Origin of the sequence: Micromonospora halotolerans, assembly GCF_032108445.1 — a bacterium.
Classification (GTDB): domain Bacteria; phylum Actinomycetota; class Actinomycetes; order Mycobacteriales; family Micromonosporaceae; genus Micromonospora; species Micromonospora halotolerans.
Genome location: NZ_CP134876.1, coordinates 2,326,366 through 2,344,686 on the forward strand (window position 1 = coordinate 2,326,366; position 18,321 = coordinate 2,344,686).

Sequence of the window (18,321 nt, forward strand, 5' to 3'; positions counted from 1 at the left end):
GCCGGTGTGCACGGGTGAACGCCCGGCACACCGGCCGTTGCCGTTGGGGAAAGGAAACGTCGGCTCAACGGGGCTCCCGGCCTACGATCCTTAGGCACGTGGCTCAGCTCACCTAAGAATCGATGGAAGTTCGCGACGTTCTGGGGTTCAATAGAGACATCAAGGGGCTGACAACCGAATAGCCAGGAGGAGAGACCCAGATGAGCATGATCGAGCGAATCCGCAACCGCCGCGACGCCAACCGCCGCGCCCGTGCCATCGAGCACGCGCTGCGTTCCGCCAACTCGCCGGCCGTCCGCGAGGAGCTTCTCGCCATCGCCCAGCGTCACATGAGCTGACGCTCCCCGACTTTCCTCACCTCCTCCAGTTCGAAGACCCGCCCGGGCAACCGGGCGGGTCTTCGGCGTCTCACGTCGATTGACACCGGGATTCCACCTCGCCGCACCGCCCGGTACGGTGGGGCTCGGTCGCCAACCGCCCGCCTCCGGACCGATCGCCTTCGAGAGCAACCGATCGATACCGTCCGGTGACGTTCGGTGACGGCCGGTGCTCCCCCGGGCGCCTCCGGGCGGCCACCGGATACGGTGCGGGGAGCCCGCACGGCCGGTACCCGCCGGCGACTCCGGCAGCGATGCCGACGGTCCCGATCGGCATCGGCGGCCGACATGTGATGGAGGAGGCGCACCCATGACGTCCGAGGCCCCGCACCGCCCCGGCCAGGAGCCGGGCGAGGTGTCGCCGGGCGCCGGCGGACCGGTGCCGTACGGCGACCGCCCGGCGCAGCAGGACAACGGGTACGGCGCACCCGACCTCGGCTGGGCCCCGCCCCCGCCGGCCGGTCGGCCCGCCCAGCCCGCCCCCGCCTGGGCCGCGGCCGACGACCAGCCCCCCGCCTGGACACCGCCGGGCGGCCAGCCCGCCGCCGGCCGGGCCACCGCGCAGGTGCCGCCGCCGGCCGAGCCGGGCGGCTGGAGCCCCGCCTCGCAGCCCGCCTGGGCCGCTCCGGAGCAGTCCGCCCCGTCCTGGGGCGGGCCGGACCAGGGAGCACCCGCCTGGGGCGCGCCCGAGCAGGCCGACGCCCACCGCGGCGCCGAGCCCGGGCCGTCCGCCTGGGCCGCCGCCCCACCGCACAACCCCACCGAGTCGACCCCGCCGGCCTGGGGCGCCCCGGCGGCGGCCGGCGAGCAGCCGGCCTGGGCGCAGGCCGGCGACCCCGGTGCCCGCGGCGCCGCCCACGTGCCCGCGCCCGCCACCGTCCCGAACGAGTCGTGGGCCACCCCCGCCGGGCAGGACGACCCGAACCGGTCCGGTGGGTGGAACCCGCCGACCGGTCAGCAGGACGACGACCCGGGCCGCTCCGGCGGCTGGCGCGCGGCGCAGGAGGACAACTCCGGCGGTTGGGCCGTCGGGGCCGCCGCCCAGCAGCAGGACGACCGGCCCGCCTGGGGCCAGCAGGGCGAGCAGGCCGCTCCCGGCTGGACGCCGGCCGAGCCGACCGCGCGCGCGGCCGCCAAGGTCTCGGTCCCGGGCGCCGTCCGCCCGGAGGGTGCCTGGTCCAGCCAGGACCACCAGGGCCAGGCCGCGAGCTGGCAGAACGGCCCGAACGCCACGCACGGCGACGACCAGGGCCAGGCCCCGAGCTGGCAGAACGGCCCGAACGCCACGCACGGCGACGACCAGGGTCAGGCCGCGAGCTGGCAGAACGGCTCGGCGACGCAGGACGACGACCCGGACCGCTCCGGTGGCTGGGCCGCGGGCCGGTCCGCCGGCGGCGCTGAGGCGCCGCAGCAGGCCGCCTGGGGTGCGCCGGAGGAGCAGCGCCCGTCCGCCGCGTGGAGCGGCGCCGCGGCGGTGCCGCAGCAGCGTGAGCCGGAGCAGCCGGCGGACGAGCCGGCGCAGCCCGGCTGGGGTTCCGCCGCCGTCCCGGCACCGGCCGAGGCGCGGGCCAGCGCGTCCGTCCCGTCCCCCGACTCGCCGCCCGCCTGGGGCGGCAACCAGGACAACCCGGGGCAGTGGACGCGCGACCGTCCGGCCATCCCGGAGGCCGAGCCGTGGGCACCCGGCCAGGCCTGGGGCCGCGCCGCCGAGGCCCAGCCCGAGCAGTCCGCGTCGCCGGGCTGGGAGCCGGCCCGCGCCGACGACGGACCGATCTACCAGCCGGCGCCGGGCCCGGGGATCTCCCCGGCCAACGCGGTGCCGCTGCCCCCGCAGGAGCAGCGGGTGCCGGGCGCCGCCCTGGCCGCCGCACCGCCCGCCGACTATGCGCCGTTCAACCCGGGCGGCGAGCCGGGCGACCGCAACCCGCAGGCGTACGAGCCGGAACCGGCCGCCGACGCCAGCTGGGGTACGCCCGGCCCGGCGCACGACGAGCCGCAGTCACCGGCCGGGCCGGTGGTGCCCGGTCCGCGGACCTCGCCGGAGGCCGGCGCGGGCGGCGCCGTCTCGGCCAGCGCCTCGGTGCCGATGACCAGCCGGGTCACGCCGCCGGCCGACCAGCCGCTGCCCACGGGTGGCACGCCCGCCCCGCAGCCGCGCGTCTACGGCCGCCCCGCGCGGCCCGAGCGGGAGGAGGCGCCCGGGCAGGACGGCCCGAACGGCTTCGCCGAGCCGGGCCCGCACTCCCGGGCGGACGAGTCGGACCGCCAGCACGGATACGCCGAGGCGCCTCCGGTGCACTCGGCCCCGCCGTCCTCGCCGGCCGCCCCGCCGCCGTTCCCGCCCGGCGTGCCGTCCTTCGTTGACCCGCCGGGCAACAGCCGGCCGGTCAACGGGGTGCACCCGCACAACGGTGAACGCCCCGGTGGCCCGCACGATCCGTTCGGTGGCCCCGGCGGCCCGCACGAGCCGTTCGGCGCGCCCGCCGGGCACCAGGACCCGTTCGGCCCGCCCCACCGCGACCAGTTCGGCGGGCCCGGGGGCGGTGACCCGTTCGGCGGTCCGGCCGGCGGCCGCGCCTCCGTCGCCGTGCCGGGGCAGATGCCGATGGGCGAGCCGGGCGGCTTCCCGCCCGCGTTCCCGCCGCCGCCCCAGCAGGGCCCGCCGGCCTGGCCGCAGGCGGGTCAGGGCGGCGACGCGGACCAGGGCCGCTTCGAGGCGTTCAAGCCGGAGGCGGAGCCGAAGACCGAGGCGCCCACGCCGAAGGTGCGCAACGGCCGGGTGCTGGCCCTGGTGCTGATCGCCGCGGTGCTCATCCTGGCCGTGCCGCTCGGCCTGCTCACTCTGCTCGGCAAGATCGGCGGGGACGACAAGCCGGCGGGCTTCGACCCGGCGGTGGGCTCCTGCGTCAAGCAGTCCAACGCGACCGCCGTGGCGGCCGACTGCGGCGAGCAGGGGGCGTTCACCGTGGTGTCGAAGGTGGACAGCAAGGACAAGTGTGCGGACCCGGCGCAGCCCCAGGTGGTGCTTCCCGGCGACGGGTCCAACCGGGTGCTCTGCCTCAAGCCGGCCGGCCAGTAGCGACTCCCACGACGGCGGGGCCACGGTGATCCGTGGCCCCGCCGTCGTTCGTCACCGCTGCCAGTGGGGGTCGCGACCGAGGTAGGCCAGCAGGGCGGCGACCGGGTCGGCACCGGGTTCGGTGGGCAGCGCGGCGGCGTACGCGAATCCGCGCAGCGGCTCGGCGGTCGCCCGGGCCGCCGGCATGAGCTGTGCGGCCAGCTCGGCGGTGAGCGGCGCCGGCTGCCCGGTGGCCACCGCGACGTCCCAGGCGTGGATCGCGGCGTCGAGCGCGCAGGTCGCGGCGGCGAGCTCGGGGTCCATGGTCGGCGCGGGCGGCAGCGGCGTGCCGACCGGACCGGCCGCCGAGTCGATGCCCGCCCAGGCCGCGGTGGCGGCCTCGACCGCGCTCCGCACGACGCTCTGGACGCCCTCGTCGTGGCCGCGCGGCGGGTCGAACGGGTTGTACGCCGGCATCGTGCCGGCGCCAACGGACGCCGCCCACGCGTGCTGGTCGCCGGCGGCGTGCATGAGCACCTGCCCGACGGTCCACCGGTCGCACGGCGTCGGGTCGTCGAGCCGGTCGGCCGGCACTCCCTCGGCGGTGCGGCGCAGGAGGTCGAGGGCGGTGGTGAGGACGGGAAAGCTCACGGGCCGGTCCTTTCAGGGAACGGAATACTTCGTTCCGTTCCAGCTTAGCAGAACGGAACGATCTGTTCCACTGCTATGGTCGACCCATGCCCGAACCCGAGACCGGCCCGCTCAGCGGTCGCCGCGCCCAGGCGGCCCGCAACGACACCCGCATCCTCGACGCCGCCCGCGAGGTCTTCCTGGCCGATCCCGACGCGCCCGTCTCGGCCGTGGCCACCCGCGCGGGCGTCGGCATCAGCGCCCTCTACCGGCGGCACCCCAGCAAGCAGGACCTGCTGCGCGCCCTCGCGGCCGACGGCCTGGCCCGCTACATCGCCGACCTGGAGGAGGCGCTCGCCGCCGAGGCCCCGCCCTGGGACGCGTACGTGGCCTGCCTGCACCGGGTCGTCGAGGGTGGCGGCCAGGCGCTCGCGCAGCGGCTCGCCGGCACGTTCGTCCCCACCCCGGAGTTGAGCCGGCTGGCCGAGCGGGCGACGCGGCTGGCCGACACGCTCCTCGACCGGGTGCGTGAGTCGGGCGACCTGCGCGACGACGTCAGCGGGGCCGACATCGTGCTGCTGGAGACCGTCATGCTGGTCGACCTCCCCGGCGCCGACCGTGGGGCCGCGCTCCGGTACCGCTACCTCACCCTGCTGCTCCAGGCCCTGCACAACCCCGTGGAGGGCCCGCTCCCCGGCGTCCCGGCGCGGCAGGAGGACCTGGTGGCCCGCTGGCGGGGCCGGCCCGGCGGATGATCGTGTCGCGCTTCACCGCCCCATCGGGCCGGACGCCGCCGGCGGTGCGGCACGATAAGGGCATGAGCGCACGAGTACGGGCACCCGAGCTGCGCGGCCGGGGCTGGCTGAACACCGGCGGCAAGGACGTCACCCTGGCCGACCTGCGCGGCAAGATCGTCCTGCTGGACTTCTGGACCTTCTGCTGCATCAACTGCCTGCACGTGCTCGACGAGCTGCGCCCGCTCGAGGAGAAGTACGGCGACGTCCTGGTCGTGATCGGGGTCCACTCGCCGAAGTTCGAGCACGAGAAGGACGCCGCGGCCCTCGCCGCCGCCGTCGAGCGGTACGGCGTGCACCACCCGGTGCTCGACGACCCCGAGATGGACATGTGGCAGCAGTACGCGGCGAAGGCCTGGCCGACCCTGTCGGTGGTCGACCCCGAGGGCTACGTGGTCGCCACCATGGCCGGCGAGGGGCACGCCGAGGGGCTGGCCCGGCTGATCGACGACCTGATCGCCACCCACGAGGCGAAGGGCACCCTGCACCGGGGCGGGGGCCCGTACGTGCCGCCGGCCGAGCCGGAGACGGCACTGCGCTTCCCCGGCAAGGCCGTGGTGCTCGACGGCGGCAACCTGCTGGTGTCCGACTCGGCCCGGCACTCCCTGGTCGAGCTGGCCCCCGACGGGGAGACCATGGTGCGGCGGATCGGCACGGGCAGCCGCGGCCACGCCGACGGCCCGGCGGAGGCTGCGACCTTCTCCGAGCCGCAGGGGCTGTGCCTGCTGCCCCCGCACGTGGCCGAGGTGGCCGGCTACGACCTGGTCGTCGCGGACACCGTCAACCACCTGCTGCGCGGCGTGAAGCTGGACACCGGCGAGGTGGTGACGGTCGCCGGCACCGGGCGGCAGTGGCGCTCGACGGTCGACGACCACGCGCACGACGCCGGCTCGGTCGACCTCTCCTCCCCCTGGGACGTCGCCTGGTACGACGACCGCGTCATCGTGGCCATGGCCGGCATCCACCAGCTCTGGTGGTTCGACCCGGCGAAGCGGACCGCCGGCATGTACGCCGGCACCACGGTGGAGGCGCTGCGCGACGGCCCGCTGCCGGACGTGTGGATGGCCCAGCCCTCCGGCCTCTCCGTCTCGGCCGACGGCGCCCGGCTCTGGGTCGCCGACAGCGAGACCAGCGCGATCCGCTACGTGGAGAACGGCGTGATGGGCACCGCCGTGGGGCAGGGCCTCTTCGACTTCGGCCACGTCGACGGCCCGGCGGACCGGGCGCTGCTCCAGCACCCGCTGGGGGTGTGCGCACTGCCGGACGGCTCGGTGCTGATCGCGGACACCTACAACGGCGCGGTGCGCCGCTTCGACCCGGAGACCGAGCAGGTCGGCACGGTGGCCGACGGGCTGGCCGAGCCGAGCGACCTCGTGCTCACCGCCGAGGGCGAGGTGCTGGTGGTCGAGTCGGCCGCGCACCGGCTGACCCGGCTGGCCCCGGGCGCGTTGACCGCGGCGGGCGCGAACACCGTGGACGGGCCGCGGCACAAGCTGGAGCGCAAGCCCACCGACGTGGCGGCCGGCGAGCTGACCCTCGACGTGATCTTCACGCCCGCGCCCGGGCAGAAGCTGGACGAGACGTACGGGCCGTCGACCCGGGTGGTGGTCTCGGCGTCCCCGCCGGAGCTGCTGGTCGACGGCGCCGGGACGAGCACGGACCTGTCCCGCCGGCTGGTGCTCAGCGGCGACGTGGCGGAGGGCGTGCTCCAGGTGACCGCCCAGGCGGCCACCTGCGACGCCGACGTCGAGCACGCGGCCTGCCACCTCACCCGCCAGGACTGGGGCGTCCCGGTCCGGGTGGTGGCCGGCGGCGCGACCCGCCTGCCGCTGGTGCTGCGCGGCCTGGACGCCTGAGCCTCCGCGTTAGGAAGGGGCCCCTCCTCTACCGGAGGCGTTAACAAGGGGCCCCTCCTTTCAGGCGAGCGAGGTGGGGGTGACGCCGGCGTCGATGAGGGCGGCCCGGACCAGTTCGGCGCAGCGCACCGCGCCGGGGGTGTCGCCGTGGAGGCAGATCGACTCGACCGGGGTGGGCACCACGCTGCCGTCGACCGCCACCACGGTCTTCTCGGTGGCCATCCGGACCGCCCGCGTGGCCACCTCGTCGGGGTCGGTGACCAGCGCGTTCGCGGCGCTCCGGGGCACCAGCTGCCCGTTGGGCAGGTAGTTCCGGTCGGCGAAGCCCTCGGCGACCACCCGCAGGCCCGCGCCCACGGCGAGCTGGGCGAGCACGGAGCCGGGCGGGCAGAGCACCGGCAGCTCGTGGTCGTACCCGCTCACCGCGGCGACCAGCGCGGCGGCCTGGGCCTCGTCGCAGGCGGCCGCGTGGTAGAGCGCGCCGTGCGGCTTGAGGTAGCGCACGCGGGTGCCGGCGAGCCGGCAGAAGGCGTCCAGCGCGCCGAGCTGGTAGATCGTCTCGTCGCGCAGGACGGCGAAGTCGTACGCGATGTGCCGCCGGCCGAAGCCGGCGAGATCCCGGTAGCCGACCTGGGCGCCGACGGCCACCCCGCGCCGCGCGGCGCCGGCGCAGATCCGGTGCATGGTGGACGCGTCACCGCCGTGGAAGCCGCAGGCGACGTTGGCGGAGGTGACCAGCCCCAGCAGCGCCTCGTCGTCGCCGAGCCGCCAGATGCCGAATCCCTCACCGAGGTCAGCGTTGAGGTCCATGGAACGTCACCGTAGTCCCTGGGCGGGCCTGCGCGAGCGGGGTCACGTCCTCCACCACCCCGATGACCGGGTATCCGCCCGTGGTGGGGTGGTCGGCCAGGAAGATCAGCGGTTGGCCGTCCGGCGGCACCTGCACCGCGCCGAGGACGAGGCCCTCGCTGGGCAGCTCGCCGGCCACCGCGCGGGGCAGGGCCGCGCCGACCAGTCGCGCGCCGACCCGGTTGCTGGCGGGGCTGATCGCGTACGCGGTGCCGAACAGCAGGTCGAGAGCCGCGGGGGTGAACCAGTCCTGCCGGGGGCCGGGGTGCAGGGCCAGCCGCAGCTCCGCCGGCACGCCCGGGGCGACGGTGAGGTCCACCGGGGCCGGCGGGCCGGTCGGTGTGCCCACCGGCAGCCGGTCGCCGTCCCGTAGCGGGGGCGGGCCGAGTCCGGAGAGCGTGTCGGTGGCCCGGCTGCCGAGCACCGGCTCGACCGCGATCCCGCCGGAGACGGCCAGCCAGCTGCGCACCCCGGCGCGGGCCGGACCGACGCGCAGGGTCGCCCCGGCGGGCAGCGACAGCGGCCGGCCCAGGTCGCCGGGCCGGCGCTCGGCCGGCCGGGCACCGCCGGGCGGGTGCTCGACCAGCAGGTCCACCTCCGCGCCGGTGAGCGCCACGGTGACGGCCCGGGTGAACCGCAGCTCGGCGCCGGTCAGGGTGATCTCCAGGCCGGCGGCGTGCTCGGGGTTGCCCACGAGCCGGTTGGCCAGCCGCAGGGCGGCCGGATCGAGCGCGCCCGAGCGGGGCACGCCGAGGTGGGCCCAGCCGGGGCGGCCCTGGTCCTGCACGGTGGTGAGGGCACTGGCCCGGAGCACCTCGATCACGCGGCCACCAGCCGGACGCGGGTGCCCGGGGTGAGCCGGGCGGGCGGGTCGGCGCGCACGTCGAACAGGTCCAGGTCGGTCCGCCCGACCAGCAGCCAGCCGCCGGGCGAGGCGGTCGGGTAGATCCCCGCGTACGGGCCGGCCAGCGCCACCGAGCCGGCCGGCACCCGGGTACGCGGGGCGGCGAGCCGGGGCACCGCCAGCCCGGCCGGCAACCCGGTGAGGTACGCGAAACCGGGCGCGAAGCCGCAGAACGCCACCCGGAACTCGGTCCGGCGCAGGCGCTCGACCACGGCGGGCACGTCGACCCCCCAGTGTTCGGCGACGGTGGGCAGGTCCGCGCCGTCGTACACCGTGGGGACCCGGACCTCGGCGGTGCCGGCGGTGGTCTCCACGTGTTCCGGGCTCCACCCGGCGATCCGCGCGGCGGCCGCCGCCCGGTCCGGCACGCCGTCGACCAGGACGGTGGCCGCCGCCGGGACGATCTCGACGGCGCTCAGCTCCCCGGCCGCCCGGCGGCGCCACAGCTCGGCCCGCCACGCCTCGACCTGCTCGGGGCCGTCGCAGTCGATCAGCAGGGCGTACGCGCCGACGGGCCGGATCCGCATCCCTTCATCCTCGCGTCGGCGGCCGTGACAAGCCACACTACTTGCAAGTAACCTACGCTGTCGTAACCTGGTTGACGTGACCACCTCCGCACCGCTCCGGCTCAGGCCGGCCGACATCGGGAAACCCCGCATGCGCGGCTGGCTGCACACCTACGCGTTCTTCGCCGCGCTGGTCTGCGGCCTCGTGCTGTGCTCCGTCGCCGCCGTCCGCCCCGGCTGGGCGCCGCTGGTGAGCTGCGTGGTCTACAGCCTGACCGTGTGCGGCCTGTTCGGCACGAGCGCGCTCTACCACCGCCGGGTCTGGTCGGAGCGGGGCTACCAGATCATGCGCCGGATGGACCATTCGATGATCTTCGTGTTCATCGCCGGCACCTACACACCGTTCTGCACGCTGCTGCTGGACACCCGGCACGCCACGATCATGCTCGGCCTGGTGTGGGGCGGGGCGCTGGCCGGGGTGGCGATCAAGCTGATCTGGCCGCACGCGCCGCGCTGGGTCTCGGCCCCGCTCTATCTGGCGCTCGGCTGGGTCGCCGTGGCGATGCTGCCGGAGATCCTGCACGCCGGCGGCGTCACCGCCCTGGTGCTGCTGACGGTCGGTGGGACGATCTACAGCGTCGGCGCGGTCTTCTACGCGCTGCGCCGGCCGAACCCGTGGCCCACCGTCTTCGGCCACCACGAGTTCTTCCACGCCTGCACGCTCGTCGCGGCCATCTGCCACCACATCGCGATCTACTTCGCGCTGTTCGCCTGATCGCCGGTCCGGAAGACGGGCGAGGGCCCCGCGCCGTCGCGGGGCCCTCGACAGTTCGTGGTGCCGGGTCAGACCGGGTAGCCGGAGCCCGGGCGGCGCACCTCGCGGTACTCCTCGCGCACGACCCGGTCGTCCTGCACCGGCACGACCGGCTCGGCGACGACGCGCTCCCGCACCGGGGCGGCCACCACCCGGCGGCGGCTGTTCCAGAAGTAGAGCGTGGTGAGCAGGCCCGCCACTCCGGCGAGCATGAGCACCCAGCCCACCACGTTCAGGTTCAGCCATCCCAGGTTGGCGTCGATCGCGAACGCGAAGATCGCGCCGAGCGCGATGAGGAAGATGCTGGCACCGATGCCCATGACGTCGCCTCCTTGGCGTCCTGCTGGCGTTTCCTGCCCGCCGCGGCCATGGAATGAGGTAGCGGCACACATCGACATACCCAGGCGCCGAGATCGCCAATCAGGCAAGCTGAGCGCATGACCGACGGCACGAACCAGCAGCGGACGTTGGTGCTGTTGCGACACGCCAAGGCCGAGCAGTCCGCGGAGATCCCGGACGAGGAGCGGCCGTTGACCGCCCGCGGCCACGCCGACGCGGCCGCGGCCGGCGCCTGGCTGGCCCGGCACGCGCTCCTCCCCGACGTGGTGCTCTGCTCGACCGCCCGGCGGACCCGGCAGACCTGGCACGGGGTGGCGCTGGGCGCGACGGGATCCCCGCCGGAGGGAGGTCCGGCCGGGGCGGCGCCGGTGGTGCGCTACGAGCCGGCCGCGTACGACGCGCACCCGGACGTGCTGCTGGACGTGGTCCGGGAGGTCGACCCGAACGCCCGCTCCGTGCTGCTCATCGCCCACAATCCGGGCATCTCACTGCTCTCCGCGCTGCTCGACCCGGAGCGGGCGGATCCGGACGGGCTGCGCACCACCGACCTGGTCGTGCACCGGCCGACCGCGCGATGGGTCGAGCTGGGGCCGGGCGGGGCGCCCATCACGGCCCGGCACACCGCACGCGGCTGAGCCCGCCGCGGGCGGCGGGCTCAGCCGGTCAGGACGGTGGCGCTGTGGGCGGCGGCGGGTCCGGCGGCGGCGGCATCATCGCGGTCGGGTGGGAGAGCCGGTTCTCCTCCACGATGAGCGTGCGTGCCCGCTTGCGGCGGTCCTGCCAGAACCAGAGCGTGGTGAGCAACACGCCCAGCCCGGCCAGGATGAACACCCAGCCGACCGCGCGCAGGTCGATCCACCAGACGTTGGCCCGGATGGCGAAGGTCATGATCGCGCCGAGCGCGATGAGAAAGATGGCGCTGCCAATGCCCATGTGCGCTGCACTCCCCTGTGCGGTGGCCCTTGGGCGTGCCCTGTCGTGGTCCGCGACGGTTACCCGCCAGGGGCCGGGCCTATCGGCCGGGGGAGGAAAACACGGCGGCGGCCGGCGAGCTGTCCGCTCGCCGGCCGCCGGCCGGTCGTCAGGGTCGAATCACCCCGTCGGGGATCAGAACGCCTCCTCCGGGAGGTCCATGATCTCCAGGTCGGCGCCCTCGATGATCCGCCGGTCGGCGCCGATGCGGGGCAGCACCTCGCGGGCGAAGAACCGGGCGGCGGCCACCTTGCCGGTGTAGAACGCCTTGTCGGTGGCGGAGACATCGCCGCCGAGCGCCTTCAACGCCACGTCCGCCTGCTTCTGCAGCAGCCAGCCGACCACCAGGTCGCCGACCGCCAGCAGGAACCGGCGGCTGCTCAGGCCGACCTTGTAAAGGGCGCGGGCGTCGCCGCCCTGGGCCTCGGTCAGCCAGCCCATCATCACGCCGAGGATGTTCTGGATCTCGCCGAGGGCCTTGCCGAGCGCCTGCCGCTCCTCCTTGAGCTGGCCGTTGCCGGCCTCGGAGGCGATGAACTCCTGGATCTCGCCGGCGACCGCCATGAGCGCCTTGCCGTTGTCCCGGACGATCTTCCGGAAGATCAGGTCGAGGCTCTGGATCGCCGTGGTGCCCTCGTAGAGGGTGTCGATCTTGGCGTCCCGGACGTACTGCTCCAGCGGGTAGTCCTGAAGGAAGCCGGAGCCGCCGAAGGTCTGCAGCGACTCATGGCCGAGCAGCTCGTACGCCCGCTCCGAGCCGACGCCCTTCACCAGCGGGAGGAGCAGGTCGTTGACCCGCTTGGCCAGCTTGGTGGCCTTCTCGTCACCGGCCGCCTCGGCGACCGCGACCCGGTCCTGCCAGGTGGCCGTGTAGCAGACCAGCGCGCGCAGGCCCTCGGCGTACGACTTCTGCATGAGCAGGGAGCGGCGCACGTCCGGGTGGTGCGTGATGGTCACCCGCGGGGCGGTCTTGTCGGTCTGCTGGACCAGGTCGGCGCCCTGCACCCGGTTCTTGGCGTACTCCAGGGCGTTCAGGTAGCCGGTGGAGAGGGTGGCGATCGCCTTGGTGCCGACCATCATCCGGGCGTACTCGATGATCATGAACATCTGCCGGATGCCGTCGTGCTTCTCGCCGAGCAGCCAACCCTTGGCCGGCACGCCATGCTCGCCGAAGGTCACCTCGCAGGTGTTGGAGACCTTCAGGCCCATCTTGTGCTCGACGTTGGTGGCGAAGACGCCGTTGCGCTCGCCCAGCTCGCCGGTCTCCTCGTCGAAGTGGAACTTCGGCACGACGAAGAGGGACAGGCCCTTGGTGCCCGGGCCGCCGACGCCCTCGACGCCGACCGGGCGGGCCAGCACGTAGTGGACGATGTTGTCGGTCAGGTCGTGCTCACCCGAGGTGATGAAGCGCTTGACGCCCTCGATGTGCCAGGAGCCGTCCGGCTGCGGGACGGCGCGGGTGCGGCCGGCGCCGACGTCCGAGCCGGCGTCCGGCTCGGTCAGCACCATGGTCGAGCCCCACTGCTTCTCGATGAAGAGCCGGGCCCACTTCTTCTGCTGCTCGGTGCCCTCGACGTGCAGCACGTGCGCGAAGGACGGGCCGGAGGCGTACATCCAGATCGGGGCGTTGGCGCCGAGCACCAGCTCGGCGAGCGACCACCAGAGGGCGCGCGGGGCGTTGGTGCCGCCGAGGACCTCCGGCAGGTCCAGCCGCCAGAACTCCGAGTCCATGAACGTCTGGTAGGACTTCTTGAACGACTCCGGCAGCGGCGCGGTGTGCGTCGCGGGGTCGAAGACCGGCGGGTTGCGGTCGCTGTCCGTGTAGCTGGCGGCCAGATCCTCGCGGGCCAGGCGGTCGACCTCGGAGAGGAAGCTGCGGGCGGTGTCGACGTCCAGGTCCGTGTACGGCGCCTGGCCGAACGTCCGGTCCGCCCCGAAGACCTCGAACAGGTTGAACTCGAGGTCCCGAAGATTGCTCTTGTAGTGGGTCATGCTCGCTGGCCCCGCTTCCGGACAGGTGTTACCGATCAGTAACTCCAGACTGTATTACTCGCCGGTAGCCAACGACAAGCCGATCTCGGAAGTGACAGCGATTACACACTTCCGGTTCACCCGACGGTGACCGTCGGCTCAACTCTCGGCCGCGCCGACCTCCCAGCTCGGCACCGGCGTGGCGGCAGCGCTGCGCGGCCCGGTGTATTCCATCAGGACCAGCGCGATGTCGTCGTCGAGCCGGCCGTGCACCCACTCGACCAGGGCGGTCTCCAGCGAGGCCAGACCGTCGGCGACGGTGCCGTGGCCGAGCAGCCGCCAGGCCCGGTCGGCGGTCGGGAAGAACTCCCCGTCCCGGCGCGCCTCGCCCAGCCCGTCGGTGAAGAGCAGCAGCCGGTCGCCCGGCTCCAGCCGCTCCACCCGGGGCCGCACCACCGGCATGAAGCCGAGCGGCGGCGCGGGCGCCGGCGGTTCGAGCGGGATGACCGCGCCCCGGCGCAGCAGCAGCGGTGGCGGATGGCCACAGTTGACGATCGTGAGGGTGCCGCCCCGCTCCTCGACCAGCGCGGCGGTGACGAAGTCCTCGTCACCCACGTTGCGGGCCACCGCCCGGTCCAGGTCGGTCACCACCGCGCGGAGGTCCGCCCGCTCGTACGCCACGTGCCGGTAGGAGCCCAGCACGATGCTGGCCAGCCGGACCGCGTCCAACCCCTTGCCGCGCACGTCACCGATGATCATGCGGACGCCGTACGGGGTGTCCATCGCCTCGTACAGGTCGCCGCCGATCTCGGCGGTCGCCGTGGAGGAGATGTAGCGGGCGGCCACCGCCAGGGTGCCGACCTGCGGGCCGAGCGACCGGAGCACCGCCTGCTGGGCGACCGAGGCGAGCCGGGACAGCTCCGCGATCTGCTCGGACTGGCGCCCGCGGACCGCCGCCACGGCACCGGCGATCGCGGTGGCCAGCGCGATGCCGGCCACGTTGACCGCGGTGACCAGCGACATGGTCTGCTCCGCGAGGGCGAACGCGGCCCCGATCCCGGTGGCGAGCAGGCCCACCCCGAGCACCACCCGCCAGGACGCGAGCGCGGCGGCGAGGAACGGGGCGGCCACCATGAGCGCGATGTAGTGCGCCGGACGCCCGTCGGCCAGCTCGACGGCGGAGACGATCGCGAGCAGGGCGAGGGCCGCGCCGAGGCCGGCGCGGGATCCGGGGCTCAGTGGGCCGCGGCCCGACTGGAAGGGTTGCGTGCGTACATCGGACAGCATGCCTGATGGACGTGAACGGGTGAATGAACCTGGCCCGTCGTCCGAGGAGGTTCTGGCCGGCCGGATCCTGTCGCCGACCCGATCGCCGCCGGTCACCCGGTCAGCCGAGGACCTCGTACCTGACGGTCAGCTCGCCGAGGTCGGTCGAGGCGATCGCGGCGAAGGCGGCCCGGGACAGGTCCAGGCAGCGGCCCGCGACGAACGGGCCGCGGTCGTTGATCCGCACCACGACGGACTTGCCGTTGGCCGGGTTGGTCACCCGGACCTTCGTGTTGAACGGCAGCGTCTTGTGCGCGGCGGTCAGCGCGTCCGGGTTGAACGTCTCGCCGTTCGCGGTCATCTGCCCCTCGTCGTAGAAGGACGCGCCGCAGGAGCCGCTGTCCACGACCTTCGCGGCCGCGGTGGTCTTCTTCGCGGTCGGCTTCGGGCTCGCGGTCCGGGTCTTGCTCCGGGAGGCCGCCTGGGTCCGCGTCGCCGTCGGGCTCGGGGTGGCCTTCGGCGAGGGGGTCAGGCTCGGCGACACGCTCGGGGAGGCGGAGGGCGACGCCGAGCTGGGGGCGAGCGTGCTGGGCAGGGCCTCGACCGCGGCCGGGGTCGCGGCCGGCTCGGCCGAGGTGAGCTGGACGGCGCCGACCGTGCCGCCGATGGCGAGCACGACGCCGACCGCCGCGGTGGCGGCGATGCCGGCCGGTGAGGAGAACTTGCGGGTACGAAGGTGCCTACCAGCCACCGCCCGGTCCTTTCGTCTGCTGAACAAACCGGCTCGGACCGTAACGAGAGAAGCACTTCGGAAGTCAACGTGATCATGGTGCTATGCCCGCATTTACCCTGGTACGTGTAGCCGATCAAGCCAGCACCACTCCACCGAACGGATGAAGGAGCGCTGGCCGGGGCCGGTGCGACACCGCCTGGCACCGGTGCCCCAGGATGGAGGCGTGCTGAGCCGACGCCTGGTCGAACTGTTCCGGTGGGTCGACCCCGGCCCGGAGAGCAGCCATCTGGTCAGCGACCTCTCCACCTGGTGGCGCGATCCCGAGGTGCTGGCCGGGGTCGGGCCCGCCCTGGCCGGCCTCTTCCCGGCCACCCGGCCCACGGTCGTGATCGCCCCCGAGGTGACCGGGCTGCTGCTCGGTCCGCTGGTCGCGGTGGCCGCCGGCGCCGGGTTCCTGCCGGCCTACAAGGACGGCGGGGAGCGGCGCCGGGTCGGACCCGTGCGCTGGGCCGGGACACCCGCCGACTACCGGGGTCGGCAGCTCCGGATCGGCGTGGACGCCCGGCACCTCGGCCCCGGCGACCGGGTGCTGCTGGCCGACGACTGGGTGGCCACCGGGGCGCAGCTCGACGCGCTGCACCACCTGGTCCGGGACAGCGGGGCCGAGTTCGTCGGAACGGCCGCGCTCGTCGCGACCTGTCCGGCGCCGGTCGCCGAGCGGCTCCGGGTGCGTGCCCTGCTCACCGAAGAACAGTTGCCCTGAGGGTTGACCTCAAGGGAGCTTCAACTCCGAAGATCGACGCATGGACGACGGCATCCTGGACGAGGCGTACCAACGGCTGCACCGGACCGGCCCGGAGTTCGAGGGCTGGCTCTCCAACCACGGACCCATGGCGGTCGAGGCGCTGATCCGCCACGGCCACGGCACCCGCGTACACCGCTGGCTCGACGACTACCTGCGCCGGCTGGACGAGCTGCCCCGCGGGTTGCGACCGATCGACGACTGGCGGGCCGCGCTGGGCGACGCGAAACGCGCCGGCGACTGGCTCGCCCACTTCGACCGGGAGCTGCGGGAGCGCCCCTGGCGCCAGGTGCTCGGCGACTGGTGGCCGCGGCTGCTACCGGGCATCGCCGCCGGGGCCACCCACGGGGTGATCCGGGTCGGGCACGCGGTGCGGGTGCTGCGTACCGACGGGGAGAACCCGCAGCGGCTGGCCGAGCTGGGCCAGGCACTCGGCTACTGGGCCGCCCGCTGGCAGCCGGTGCCCGGGGCCGGCCCGCTCACCGGGCGATCCGACGTCCCGACCGCGCTCGCGGCGGTGCCCCGGCTGCCGGCCCAGACCGGCGGGATCCGGGACCGGCTGGGCCGGCTGACCGACGTACCCGAATGGCCCGGCGCCGTCGCGGCGCTGCACCCGCCCGCCGGCCCGGCCGCGGCCGAGCAGACCCTCACCGACCTGGTGCACCGGACCGCGCTGGACTACCTGCGGTTCGGGCACGGCAACCCGGTGATGCTGGTGCACGCGGTGACCGCGCCGACCGCGGTGCTGCGCACCCTCCCGGCCCTGGATCCGGCGCTCTGGGCGCCGAGCGTCGCCGCGGCCTGGTCGGCCACGGCCGCCGTGACCTCGGTGTACGCCCCACCCACCCCGGCCCCCGCACCCGCCGTTGCGGAAGGCGAGCCGGCGGAGGTGTTCGCCCGGGCGGCCCGGCACGGCGACGCGCACGTGGTGAAGCTGGCCGACGCGGTGCTGGAGGCGCACGCGGCGACCCGTGACGCCCGGGTGCTCGCCGCCGCCGGCTACGCCGGCCAGCTCATCTGAGGAGGTGCTCGACGGCGTCGCAGACCCGGCCCAGCCGTTGGGGACGGGCGAAATCCCGCGACGGGCCGACGGCCGGCGGTTAGCCTCGGCAGGATGTGGCCCCGCATCGGTGGACTCCGCACCCTCGCCCTCGGCACGCCGGGCGAGCTGCGCACCACCCTCAACACCCTCGTGCTCTCCGGCGTGAAGACCGCCACGGCCGGATTGCTGACCGACGAGTACGCCACCGAGAACGAGGAGCTGGAACACGTCGGCGAGCGCCTCGTCCTGGTGGACGACGACGACAAGCTGATCGGCGTCGTCGAGGTCACCGACGTCGAGGTGGTCCGTTTCGCCGACGTGTCCTGGGATTTCGCCCGCTCCGAGGGTGAGGGGGACCGGTCCATCGAGGAATGGCGCGAGGGCCACCGCCGCTACTGGGCCCGGGTGGGCTTCCCCGTCGACGACGACTCGCAGGTGGTCTGCATCCGGTTCCGGCTGGTCTCCGCCGGCGACGGCGGCATCAGCACCGGCGATCTGGGCACCTGACCGGTCAGAGCCGGCGCAGCTCGGGCAGCAGCTCCGCCGCCCGGACCAGCACCGCCTCGTCGCCGGCGTACCAGCTGCTGGCCCGGGGCCAGTGGGTCACCACGTCGGTGAAGCCCAGCCGCGCGGCCCGGGCGACCTGCTCGGCGAAGAAGTCCGCGTCGCGCAGGGAGAAGACCGGCGCCGAGTCCAGCGACAGGTAGCGGTCCAGGGTGGCCGGGTCGCGTCCCGCCTGCTCCAGCGTGCCGTCCAGCCGGGCGGACAGCTCGGCCACGGTCGACCACCAGCTCTCCAGGTCGTCGCCGCCGAGACCGGTGGTCACCCAGCCCTGCCCGAAGCGGGCGACCAGTCGCATCGAGCGGGGCCCGTTCGCGGCGACCACGAACGGCACCCGGGGCTGCTGGACGCAGCCGGGATTGTTCCGCGCGTCGACCGCGGCGAACCACTCGCCCCGCCAGGTCGTGCCGTCCTCCCGCAGGATCAGGTCGAGCAGCTCGGTGAACTCGGCGAACCGGTCGACCCGCTGCCGGGGCGGCAGGGTCTCCCCGCCGAGGACCGCCGAGTCGAAACCGATGCCCCCCGCCCCGAGGCCGAGCAGCACCCGCCCCTCGGAGACGTCGTCCAGCGCGGTCACCTGCCGGGCGAACGCCGCCGGATGCCGGAAGTTCGGCGAGGCGACCAGGGTGCCGAGGCGGATCCGGGAGGTCACCGTCGCGGCGGCGGTCAGCGTGGTCATCGAGTCGAACCAGGGGCCGTCGACCAGGTCGCGCCACCCCAGGTGGTCGTAGGTCCAGGCGTGGTCGAAGCCCCACTCGTCCGCCTGCCGCCAACGCCGCCGGGAGTCCGACCAGCGCTGGTCGGGCAGGATCACGATGCCAATTCGCATGATCGCCAGGGTACGACC

At 74.7% G+C, this 18,321-nt stretch carries 19 protein-coding genes; 9 read left to right on the top strand and 10 right to left on the bottom strand.

The features are described 5' to 3' along the window. The first annotated feature begins 200 nt into the window (after positions 1 to 200). Together RMN56_RS10965 and RMN56_RS10970 are read left to right on the top strand one after the other, a co-directional pair. A complete protein-coding gene (locus RMN56_RS10965; protein WP_165823299.1) occupies positions 201 to 338 on the top strand; it encodes a hypothetical protein in 138 nt (45 codons plus the stop codon). A gap of 349 nt (positions 339 to 687) precedes the next feature. Next, on the top strand, positions 688 to 3,456 hold the full coding sequence (locus tag RMN56_RS10970) for an LppU/SCO3897 family protein (RefSeq protein ID WP_313723709.1): 2,769 nt from the start codon (positions 688 to 690) through the stop codon (positions 3,454 to 3,456). Positions 3,457 to 3,507: 51 nt separating this feature from the next. Here the strand turns inward: RMN56_RS10970 and RMN56_RS10975 are convergent, their stop codons facing one another. After that, on the bottom strand, positions 3,508 to 4,086 hold the full coding sequence (locus tag RMN56_RS10975; protein ID WP_313723710.1) for a TIGR03086 family metal-binding protein: 579 nt from the start codon (positions 4,084 to 4,086) through the stop codon (positions 3,508 to 3,510). An 86-nt stretch (positions 4,087 to 4,172) separates the two neighbouring features. On the opposite strand from RMN56_RS10975, the gene RMN56_RS10980 reads away from it, so the two are divergent. Further along, positions 4,173 to 4,820, top strand: coding sequence for a TetR/AcrR family transcriptional regulator (locus tag RMN56_RS10980; RefSeq protein WP_313723711.1), 648 nt, complete (start codon positions 4,173 to 4,175; stop codon positions 4,818 to 4,820). 62 nt (positions 4,821 to 4,882) lie between these two features. Then, positions 4,883 to 6,715 (top strand): NHL domain-containing thioredoxin family protein, encoded by a 1,833-nt coding sequence (locus tag RMN56_RS10985; RefSeq protein WP_313723712.1) that lies wholly within the window; start codon positions 4,883 to 4,885, stop codon positions 6,713 to 6,715. Between the two features lie 60 nt (positions 6,716 to 6,775). On the opposite strand, the gene RMN56_RS10990 is transcribed toward RMN56_RS10985, so the two are convergent. The 3 genes from RMN56_RS10990 to RMN56_RS11000 are packed head-to-tail and all read right to left on the bottom strand — an operon-like array spanning position 6,776 to position 8,995. Further along, positions 6,776 to 7,525, bottom strand: a complete 750-nt coding sequence (locus RMN56_RS10990; RefSeq protein WP_313723713.1) for a LamB/YcsF family protein — start codon at positions 7,523 to 7,525, stop codon at positions 6,776 to 6,778. Continuing rightward, a complete protein-coding gene (locus RMN56_RS10995) occupies positions 7,509 to 8,387 on the bottom strand; it encodes a 5-oxoprolinase subunit C family protein (protein WP_313723714.1) in 879 nt (292 codons plus the stop codon). The genes RMN56_RS10990 and RMN56_RS10995 overlap by 17 nt, the downstream gene beginning before the upstream one ends. Further along, on the bottom strand, positions 8,384 to 8,995 hold the full coding sequence (locus RMN56_RS11000) for a 5-oxoprolinase subunit B family protein (protein WP_313723715.1): 612 nt from the start codon (positions 8,993 to 8,995) through the stop codon (positions 8,384 to 8,386). The genes RMN56_RS10995 and RMN56_RS11000 overlap by 4 nt, the downstream gene beginning before the upstream one ends. Before the next feature lie 76 nt (positions 8,996 to 9,071). Here RMN56_RS11000 and trhA point away from each other — a divergent pair, with 76 nt between their 5' ends. After that, a complete protein-coding gene (gene trhA / locus RMN56_RS11005) occupies positions 9,072 to 9,749 on the top strand; it encodes a PAQR family membrane homeostasis protein TrhA (RefSeq protein ID WP_313723716.1) in 678 nt (225 codons plus the stop codon). Positions 9,750 to 9,817: 68 nt separating this feature from the next. On the opposite strand, the gene RMN56_RS11010 is transcribed toward trhA, so the two are convergent. After that, a complete protein-coding gene (locus tag RMN56_RS11010) occupies positions 9,818 to 10,108 on the bottom strand; it encodes a DUF6458 family protein (RefSeq protein WP_151465410.1) in 291 nt (96 codons plus the stop codon). A gap of 117 nt (positions 10,109 to 10,225) precedes the next feature. Here RMN56_RS11010 and RMN56_RS11015 point away from each other — a divergent pair, with 117 nt between their 5' ends. Next, on the top strand, positions 10,226 to 10,762 hold the full coding sequence (locus RMN56_RS11015) for a SixA phosphatase family protein (protein ID WP_313723717.1): 537 nt from the start codon (positions 10,226 to 10,228) through the stop codon (positions 10,760 to 10,762). Positions 10,763 to 10,790: 28 nt separating this feature from the next. Here the strand turns inward: RMN56_RS11015 and RMN56_RS11020 are convergent, their stop codons facing one another. From RMN56_RS11020 to RMN56_RS11035, 4 genes are all read right to left on the bottom strand, one after another. After that, positions 10,791 to 11,060: a DUF6458 family protein gene (locus tag RMN56_RS11020; protein WP_013283345.1), complete on the bottom strand. Its 270-nt coding sequence runs from the start codon at positions 11,058 to 11,060 to the stop codon at positions 10,791 to 10,793. A 174-nt stretch (positions 11,061 to 11,234) separates the two neighbouring features. Then, positions 11,235 to 13,091: an acyl-CoA dehydrogenase gene (locus RMN56_RS11025; RefSeq protein WP_313723718.1), complete on the bottom strand. Its 1,857-nt coding sequence runs from the start codon at positions 13,089 to 13,091 to the stop codon at positions 11,235 to 11,237. 138 nt (positions 13,092 to 13,229) lie between these two features. Then, on the bottom strand, positions 13,230 to 14,357 hold the full coding sequence (locus tag RMN56_RS11030) for a PP2C family protein-serine/threonine phosphatase (RefSeq protein WP_313723719.1): 1,128 nt from the start codon (positions 14,355 to 14,357) through the stop codon (positions 13,230 to 13,232). A gap of 100 nt (positions 14,358 to 14,457) precedes the next feature. Then, a complete protein-coding gene (locus RMN56_RS11035) occupies positions 14,458 to 15,087 on the bottom strand; it encodes a septal ring lytic transglycosylase RlpA family protein (protein ID WP_313723720.1) in 630 nt (209 codons plus the stop codon). A gap of 205 nt (positions 15,088 to 15,292) precedes the next feature. On the opposite strand from RMN56_RS11035, the gene RMN56_RS11040 reads away from it, so the two are divergent. The 3 genes from RMN56_RS11040 (at position 15,293) to RMN56_RS11050 (ending at position 17,420) form a co-directional block, all read left to right on the top strand. After that, the gene (locus tag RMN56_RS11040) at positions 15,293 to 15,832 is read left to right on the top strand and encodes a phosphoribosyltransferase (protein ID WP_313723721.1); all 540 of its coding nucleotides are present in this window, start codon (positions 15,293 to 15,295) and stop codon (positions 15,830 to 15,832) included. Between the two features lie 40 nt (positions 15,833 to 15,872). Next, on the top strand, positions 15,873 to 16,892 hold the full coding sequence (locus tag RMN56_RS11045) for a questin oxidase family protein (protein WP_313723722.1): 1,020 nt from the start codon (positions 15,873 to 15,875) through the stop codon (positions 16,890 to 16,892). Positions 16,893 to 16,985: 93 nt separating this feature from the next. Then, a complete protein-coding gene (locus tag RMN56_RS11050; RefSeq protein WP_313723723.1) occupies positions 16,986 to 17,420 on the top strand; it encodes an ASCH domain-containing protein in 435 nt (144 codons plus the stop codon). Positions 17,421 to 17,424: 4 nt separating this feature from the next. Here the strand turns inward: RMN56_RS11050 and RMN56_RS11055 are convergent, their stop codons facing one another. Beyond that, positions 17,425 to 18,303, bottom strand: coding sequence for an LLM class flavin-dependent oxidoreductase (locus tag RMN56_RS11055; protein WP_313723724.1), 879 nt, complete (start codon positions 18,301 to 18,303; stop codon positions 17,425 to 17,427). Positions 18,304 to 18,321: the final 18 nt, after the last annotated feature.

Excerpts from the sequence above, each read along its gene's own strand:
- RMN56_RS10965 (WP_165823299.1), top strand. The coding sequence starts at position 201 with ATGAGCATGATCGAGCGAATCCGCAACCGCCGCGACGCCAACCGCCGC.
- RMN56_RS10970 (WP_313723709.1), top strand. The coding sequence starts at position 688 with ATGACGTCCGAGGCCCCGCACCGCCCCGGCCAGGAGCCGGGCGAGGTG.
- RMN56_RS10980 (WP_313723711.1), top strand. The coding sequence starts at position 4,173 with ATGCCCGAACCCGAGACCGGCCCGCTCAGCGGTCGCCGCGCCCAGGCG.
- RMN56_RS10985 (WP_313723712.1), top strand. The coding sequence starts at position 4,883 with ATGAGCGCACGAGTACGGGCACCCGAGCTGCGCGGCCGGGGCTGGCTG.
- RMN56_RS10990 (WP_313723713.1), bottom strand. The coding sequence starts at position 7,525 with ATGGACCTCAACGCTGACCTCGGTGAGGGATTCGGCATCTGGCGGCTC.
- RMN56_RS11000 (WP_313723715.1), bottom strand. The coding sequence starts at position 8,995 with ATGCGGATCCGGCCCGTCGGCGCGTACGCCCTGCTGATCGACTGCGAC.
- RMN56_RS11010 (WP_151465410.1), bottom strand. The coding sequence starts at position 10,108 with ATGGGCATCGGTGCCAGCATCTTCCTCATCGCGCTCGGCGCGATCTTC.
- RMN56_RS11015 (WP_313723717.1), top strand. The coding sequence starts at position 10,226 with ATGACCGACGGCACGAACCAGCAGCGGACGTTGGTGCTGTTGCGACAC.
- RMN56_RS11020 (WP_013283345.1), bottom strand. The coding sequence starts at position 11,060 with ATGGGCATTGGCAGCGCCATCTTTCTCATCGCGCTCGGCGCGATCATG.
- RMN56_RS11025 (WP_313723718.1), bottom strand. The coding sequence starts at position 13,091 with ATGACCCACTACAAGAGCAATCTTCGGGACCTCGAGTTCAACCTGTTC.
- RMN56_RS11030 (WP_313723719.1), bottom strand. The coding sequence starts at position 14,357 with ATGCTGTCCGATGTACGCACGCAACCCTTCCAGTCGGGCCGCGGCCCA.
- RMN56_RS11045 (WP_313723722.1), top strand. The coding sequence starts at position 15,873 with ATGGACGACGGCATCCTGGACGAGGCGTACCAACGGCTGCACCGGACC.
- RMN56_RS11050 (WP_313723723.1), top strand. The coding sequence starts at position 16,986 with ATGTGGCCCCGCATCGGTGGACTCCGCACCCTCGCCCTCGGCACGCCG.
- RMN56_RS11055 (WP_313723724.1), bottom strand. The coding sequence starts at position 18,303 with ATGCGAATTGGCATCGTGATCCTGCCCGACCAGCGCTGGTCGGACTCC.